This window comes from Thalassolituus sp. UBA2009 (assembly GCF_002335285.1).
Classification (GTDB): Bacteria; Pseudomonadota; Gammaproteobacteria; order Pseudomonadales; family Oceanobacteraceae; genus Venatoribacter; species Venatoribacter alkanivorans.
In genome coordinates this window covers 1-7706 of sequence record NZ_DDCJ01000115.1, presented here as the reverse complement: position 1 = coordinate 7706, position 7706 = coordinate 1, and the positions used below count along the sequence as shown (strand labels likewise).

The window sequence follows — 7706 nt, the reverse complement described above, 5'->3', positions numbered from 1 at the left end:
GAAAACGAATCTGGGCAGAAAAGAATTTAACCCAGATGTAACCTGACAGGCACCAGCTTAAAACGGGCGACGGTCAGATCGGGTCTGAACTACTACAGCTTATGCAGCTCACTGAACTGATCGGCTTCTGTTGAAACAAAACGCGATCGAATAAAAAACCGGCACTCGCAAGAGGAGCCGGTTTTTTTGTTTAGATCAATTGTCAGAAGACCCAAATATTGATTTCCACCGATTAAAGACGGGGGATTGCACCAGCTCCTCTCGTGCAATATCAACCCTGACCTGCTATACGCCACGACATTTGAACTGACTGGGCGCAGTACAACACGGCTACTGGCAGCCAAAACTGTCTTTTCTTAAAGTGGCTGTTTTCCTTATCGATCAGCAACATCAGCGATGCTGTGGCCAGCAACGGCCAACTGCTTCACGACTTCGATCTTGAATTCCTCGGGGTAACGTTTTTTGCCCATACTCACCTCTGTTTGAGTCATTTCCTCCAACTCAAAGGTGACTAACAAACTGATGGCGATTCAGCGGCCCTATTCTCATTGACTCGCATAGTCATCTATACACTTTAAAATCTGATCAAGTGTAAATACTTTTTCACTGTAATGATCTTGGGGTTTTTTTTGATTGTAATAACTCACTCGATAGCATTTTTTATTATTATCCCTATCCCAATCATTAAAAATAAAAATTTGGTTTTCCCCGGGAAGCATGACTTCATTATAACTAATCGAAACATACCCAAACTCATACATATACAAGCCATGACCCATGCATCTATTAGCTATATCAATCAACGGAAAGTCTTCGCTAACTGTATAGCTTTTAGGAGAGTTTAAATCAACGTTAGCACGATAAATATACATTTCTTCCATATAAGATGTTAATTTTTTTAATCCGTATTTTTTTGCTAACTCATAAGGAGTTGTACCATCAGCATCAGAAATACAATGATCAATGACCATTGGCACATCCAGCAACCATATCGATTCCTTTTCATTACCTGCTTTAATCATAGCGGTCAATAGCGTATCACCATCAGAATTTCTTCCGGTTTCGATATTCTTTACATTCAAAAACCTGGTACGAAACTCCCCACTCTTAACATATTCACTAATGCAGTCGTTCAATGCCATTTCTTCATTGAGCAATTTTTTCGATTTCAGAAGTTTTTCTAAAACATCAAACTTATTACCGTTTTCCTCAGCCTTGAGCAGTTTCTTGTCAATTCCTGGATTTTGCTCCTCACCATAATCGTAATATATATTATCGTGATAACACGGATAATAGTTATAGCCAGCCTGATCATCATATGCTGAAGAAACAAATGTCTTCACCACCCTTCCATCTATACCTTTGTATAGTTGCTGGAGTACCTCTGATGCTGACCCAACACCTCCCCAAAGATGAAACTGTACATTTTTTTTATCTTGCTTGATTGATGATATTTCAATATGAGCTAAATCATAATTACTAAGATTTACACCATAAAACCCAGAGTCGATGGCAAATTCATATCGGGAATCATTCGATAGCTCCTTTAGCTCACTTAAACATAGATGGAATATATTGGCGTAGTTTAGTTTTCGAAAATCGACCTTAATGGTTGCGTTTAATTCCGACATTAATCTTCCACCTTATAAATTGTTGAACATTACAACCAGTTTAAGAAATTTCTGCTTAACGATTAAGCTAACGGACGTTGATCTGCAACGAGTAATACAGACCCCCACGCTAGCGTATTCATTTTAAACGCCTCGAATTTCCGGATGATTGTGTCTTGTGCAAACTTATCATTATCACTCTTGCGCCCCAGCTCATACGGTTTCAACCTCAACGGTCTCACCAACACTTCTAATTAACGAAGAAAACTGCTCATTGTCTTGTTTTAGTCGCTCAATGATTTGTCTGGCGGCAGTTTGCATTTCTGGAACCTCCACAGGGGATGCCCCCCTTTCAAAAACTCCTGCTAGGTGAGAATACTCATTGTTAATCCTGTCTGTTAACACCGCCGGAATACTATCTTCACCAAAAAATGCATTTAGGGTCTCTGGCGTCATGCCTTGATCTGGATATCTGTAATATAGGTAAATTTCGAAAAATTTCCTCGCATTGTTGGCAAAATTGTAAAATGTTACATAGTTGGCATCATCGATAGCATCAAGAGAGGCGCATTTATGGATCTGATGAAACAGGTAGTTAAACTCAGTTACATATTCCTTTAAGTACGATGGCATCACCTGCAAGGTGGATTTTTTATCTTGTCTAACCACGACAAAGTAAGCCTTCTGAAGTTTCACCTTATCGCCTTCAGTAGTAAGATAATTATCCTTCAGCCTCTTCAAATACTTCAAAAAATCAAGATTGTGCGTTGAAACAAAAAGTTGTTCAAACCTACCCTTCTCGACCACCTCCGCATTCAACAAGCTATAAATAAAGAAAATATGATTTCCATCAAGCGACGAGATAGGATCATCGATCCAAATAATCGGCTTTGAGTCTTTGGTTGCAACATCATCTAGCTTGGCCAAAAAGTAGCAGAATGCCAGCAAGCTGCACTCACCCTCACTTAAGTGATAAGCTTTCTTGCCGTCACGGATCACCTCAAACCGAATGCGCTTAGCACCTTGAATTTGTCCTTCATCCTTTTTAGCCTCCAACGTCAAGAACTGATGCCCGAAAAAATTATTCAGATATTCATTTACCTTTATGGCCCCCTTTTCTTCGTCGTTCAGTTCACGCTTCTTAGCCGTAATTTGTGCTTGTTTTTTCGTAATTTCCGAATTGACAGCAACCTTCGCTTGATTAGCCTCGACTTTTTCTTCCAGTAAGGTTTCAATTAAATTGAGCTGTGTTTGGTAATCAATCGTAAGCAAATAGTCAGCGACATCCTTTAGTCGCAAGGCCGCTTTAGCCTTGGTTTGCTCACCGGCTAATGAGCTGCTAAATAACTCTGACTGAGCGCAAAGGTCACTATATTCCTGCCAGATTTTCGTTAATTTTTCAGATCCATCAATGGGGCTCTCATAGTCTTTAGCGTTTAAAATGTCACCTTTTCGCGTCTTAAGTTGCTTGGATAGACTACCTAAAGCAATCTGATAGTCTTTGGTTGCTGCTTTTAACCTTAAATCTAAGGCAGTTAGTTGTGAGTGAAACTTGGAATAAAAAACAGATTGTTCAATGGTGAGTGCGGATTGAACTGTTTTGTTCTCGGTTTCTATCTGAGCAAGTAACGCATCAATCGACTTTTCTAATAGCTCAGACTCTTCATCAAAGTGCTTATCAAGCTCAGCCCATCGCTCAGCCGAAATTTCATTGTCGCAAAATGCACATTTTTCATGCTTATTTCGATGATGAGAACGACCTTCATTGACCCAGCGGTTAAGTACAGCATCTTTGACTAATGCCTGAATTTTGTCAGACTCACTGATCGGTTTGGTTACCAGCGCTTCAACTTGTTTTGCCAAGCTCAAAAAACTTAGCTTAGGCGGCAAAAAATTAGGTATTGCAGGCAAAACCTTTTCATCAATCAGCTTTTCGTGCTCGCTCACTTGCTCTGATGTTAACGGCTGAAAATCAGGGCTACTTACAGTTGTGATATCGGACTTTAACTTGGTAATGGTGTAGTTTTGGTCACCAAAACGCTCAGGCTTGTATTTAATTCCGATGTCTTTATTGGTCGCTTTATCGCTCAATTGCTTTTCTAGGCTATCGTTCGATTGCTTATGAGCGACAAACGCATTGTTGTATGCAACTGCAGCCTGCTTTTTGTCGGCAAACAAACCGGTTTCTTGGCCTTCAATACTAGAACCGAGTTCAGCTTCAAGAGCTTCAATCTCTTTTTCGATCTTATTATTGTCATCACCTAAAATGGCAAACGGCTCAACGCTGTCGTCAGGATTGGTGATAAATCTAAGGTTATCTCTAATAAAATCTTCGTTGAATACGCGAATATTCTTGCCATGACCGGACAAGGCCGAGAGTGTTACATATGAGTTATCAGAAAATTTTAGTTGAAACGATGGCGAACCATATTTATCTGATAAAAACCCTGTTTCCAGGGCTCGTGCAATACGCGATAGTGTAGTTTTACCTGAATAATTGCGGCCATAGATGATGTTGATATCAACAAAGTTCTGAACTGCACCACCTTTGTTTTTAACTTCATCATCCCAACTAAAATCATCGAACACACCAAGCCTTTCAATGCGCTGAATTTTCTTTAGCATCGTAAATCAAGCTCCTTGTCGCCGCTGACTCGATTATCTATATGGGCATCCACGCTAATACAATGGCAAACCGTTCACTCTGGACCTGTTGCGCAGACGACCTGCCGTTATTAGTAACAGAAATCTCACTTTTATGGTCTAGGTATAAAGTATTGGATTTGGATTCACATTAAGAGACACAACATCAATGTCCATGCTATCGGCGCATAGCGCCTGCCTCTGTCTAACCGGCCTCTTTTCGCGCCTGAGACTTTTACTGCGGCTTCATTCTTCGCCCGATGTTCGCAACAAGGGCTTGCAGCATCGCGGGCATGGCCCGCTCCTACGGCCGGTGATGCACTGCCAGCAGAAGGATTGTATACAATCCGACTAAAGCGGCAGTCATAAACCTTGCTTTAACCCCTCATACCGTTAAAATTGCTGACAATTCAGGCTTCTGCCACCCCTGCACTAAACAACCTGCCAGGAATCCAGCATGACATCACTTACCAATTTCGACCCTTCAAGCTCGATTAAGACTCTGCCAGGCACGTCTCATCGTTTCCACAGCCTGCCAGACACCGCAGAACACTTCGGCATCAATCTGGATGAACTCCCCTTTTCTCTGCGTCCTATTCTTGAAGGTATTGCGCGTAATGTCGGCAAAAACGGCATCACCGTTGAGCAGCTGCAGGCGCTGGGCAACTGGCCTGCGCATCAGGGTAAAGAGCCGGTAGAAATTCCGTTCACCGCCGGTCGTGTGATCATGCACGACCTGAGTGGTACACCCGCCATCGTCGATTTCGCGGCGATGCGCTCGGCGGTTCAGCGCATGGATCTGAACCCTGCGATCATTGAACCGCTGGTGCGTGCGGATCTGGTGATCGACCATACCGTCACCATGGACAACACTGGCAGCCCGGCGTCGCTGCGCATTAACAGCGAGCTGGAAGCGGCACGCAATAAAGAACGTTATGCCTTCCTGAAATGGGGTGCGCAGGCGTTTAACACCATCCGCATTATTCCGCCGCAAACCGGCATCGTGCATCAGGTGAACCTGGAGTATCTGGCTCAGGGCTACCTCACCCAAGACGACCTGATGATTCCGGATACCCTGATCGGTATGGACAGCCACACGCCAATGGCCAACGCGCTGGGTATTGTTGGCTGGGGTGTGGGCGGTATTGAAGCTGGCGCTTCTATGCTGGGTCAGCCGATGGAAATGCTGGCACCGGAAGTAATTGGTGTGGAACTGACCGGCGCACTGCGCGAAGGCGTGACCGCTACCGACCTAGTATTAACCATCACCGAAATGCTGCGCAAATACCCGCGCGGCGTGGTGGGTAAATTCGTGGAATACGTGGGTGAAGGCAGCGCGAATCTGTCTCTGCCGGATCGCGCGACCATCGCCAATATGTCGCCGGAATATGGCGCGACCATGGGCTTCTTCCCGTTTGATGAAATCGCAGCCGATTATATGAAAGCCACCGGCCGCGATGGCGATCTGCCACTGGCTTATTACCAGGCGCAGAACATGGCGTGGAAAGCGGGCCAGAAACTGCCGCGCTACACCGATCTGCTGCATCTGGATCTGTCGACGGTTGAGCCATCTGTCGCCGGGCCAAAGCGCCCGCAGGACCGTCTGCCGCTGGGCGATATCGGCAAGGTATTCCAGCAAGCCGCAACGGCAGGCAATCGCACCCCGGAACAAGTGAAGGTTACGCCGGTTAAGGCCGACGAAGCCGGTATCTTCCAGTCTCTGCCGGAACGCACACTGAAAGACGGCGATATTGTGATTGCTGCGATTACTGCCTGTACCAACACCTCGAACCCCGGCCTGCTGATTGCCGCTGGCCTGCTGGCGAAAAAAGCCAACCAACTGGGCATGAAAGTGCCGGACGGCGTAAAAACCTCGATGGCACCCGGCTCACCGGTGGCAACCGACTTTTTAACCAAAGCCGGATTACAGGAGCACCTCGATGCCCTCGGCTTTAACACCGCAGGTTACGGCTGTACGACCTGTGTAGGTAACTCCGGCCCTCTGGCACCGAGTATTGAAGCTGCGCTGCGTGACCACGACATTATTGTGTCGTCCGTGTTGTCGGGTAACCGTAACTTCGAAGGCCGCGTACACCCGGATGTTGATACCAACTTCCTGATGTCACCGCCGCTGGTCGTTGCCATGGCAATCGCCGGCAATGTAAATATTGATGTCACCAAAGAGCCGCTGGGCAAAGACGCTCAGGGCAATGACGTGTTCCTGAAAGATATCTGGCCGAGCAACGCGGAAATTACGCAAACCATGCACGAGTGCATGGACCCGAAAGCCTTCCGCGAAACCTACGAAAACTCACTCGCTGGCCCGGAAAGCTGGCAGAAGCTGGAGTCACCGACCGGCCCTGTGTATCAGTGGGACGAGAAGTCGAGCTACATTCAGGAAATCTCGTTCTTTGATGGCTTCGCACTGGAAACTCCAAAAGATTCACTGAACAACATCAGCAGCGCCCGTATGTTGGTGATGTGTGATGACAACACCACCACCGACCATATCTCGCCGGTAAGCCGCATCCGCCCGGATTCAGCACCGGGACAGTACCTGATGTCGATCGGCGTTGACGCCAACGACCTGACCTCACTGGGCGCCCGTCGTGGTAACCACCATGTGATGCTGCGCAGTATTTTCGGCAACGTAAAAGCCAGAAACCTGATGCTGCCGGGCACAACCGGTGCGGTCACCAATTACTACAACGCCAACGGCGAAGCGGAAAAAATGTCGATTTACGACGCCGCATCCCGCTACCAACAGGAAGGCACGCCATCGGTGGTATTCGGCGGCAAGTTGTATGGCACCGGCTCATCACGGGACTGGGCGGCCAAAGGCCCGGCCCTGCTGGGTGTAAAAGCCATTATTGCCGAGAGCTTTGAACGTATTCACAAGTCCAACTTAGTGGGCATGGGCGTACTGCCTCTGCAACTGCCAGAAGGCGTGACGCTGGGCTCGCTGAACCTGGATGGCTCAGAAACCTTCGACCTGTCAGGCATTGATGCCCTGCAGCCACGCGGTTCTGTAACGCTGACGATTAATCGCAAAGACGGCTCGACCGAACAGCACAAATTGCTGTCACGTGTTGATACCTCATCGGAGCTGGAGCAGATTCGCCATAAAGGCATTCTGCCGATGGTATTGCGCGATATTATCGCTGCTAACAGCTAACAGCAGCCAACAACCGCTGAAACAGCTACTGCTCACTTAGTCAGGCCTGCTGGTTCAACCAGACAGTTTGACTAAGCAGCCAAACAAAACCGGCACTCGTAAGAGGAGCCGGTTTTTTTAGGTCTGAATGCGACCTTCCGCGGAATATTCTGATAATGAGAGAGCTGTTTCAGAGGGAAGCGGCGCAAGCTCGGGATTTATAACGTTAAGCGTTTAAGTGAAGTAGTTCAGACCCGATCTGACAGTCGCCCGTTTTAAGCTGGTGCCTGTCAGGTTAC

General features: G+C 46.7%; 3 protein-coding genes and 1 pseudogene. 1 reads left to right on the top strand and 3 read right to left on the bottom strand.

Annotated elements, in window-relative coordinates:
- Positions 1–377: 377 nt before the first annotated feature.
- The 3 genes and pseudogenes from B3P58_RS14575 to B3P58_RS14565 all read right to left on the bottom strand — a co-directional run.
- Positions 378–470: pseudogene (locus B3P58_RS14575) on the bottom strand (transposase); the annotation flags it as partial.
- 75 nt (positions 471–545) lie between these two features.
- Complete coding sequence (locus B3P58_RS14570; protein ID WP_230330283.1) at positions 546–1631, bottom strand: hypothetical protein; 1086 nt, start codon at positions 1629–1631, stop codon at positions 546–548.
- 192 nt (positions 1632–1823) lie between these two features.
- Entirely contained in the window at positions 1824–4235 is a 2412-nt protein-coding gene (locus B3P58_RS14565; protein ID WP_230330282.1) for an AAA family ATPase, read from the bottom strand.
- A gap of 475 nt (positions 4236–4710) precedes the next feature.
- On the opposite strand from B3P58_RS14565, the gene acnA reads away from it, so the two are divergent.
- Complete coding sequence (gene acnA / locus B3P58_RS14560; RefSeq protein ID WP_286718592.1) at positions 4711–7428, top strand: aconitate hydratase AcnA; 2718 nt, start codon at positions 4711–4713, stop codon at positions 7426–7428.
- Positions 7429–7706 lie beyond the last annotated feature (278 nt).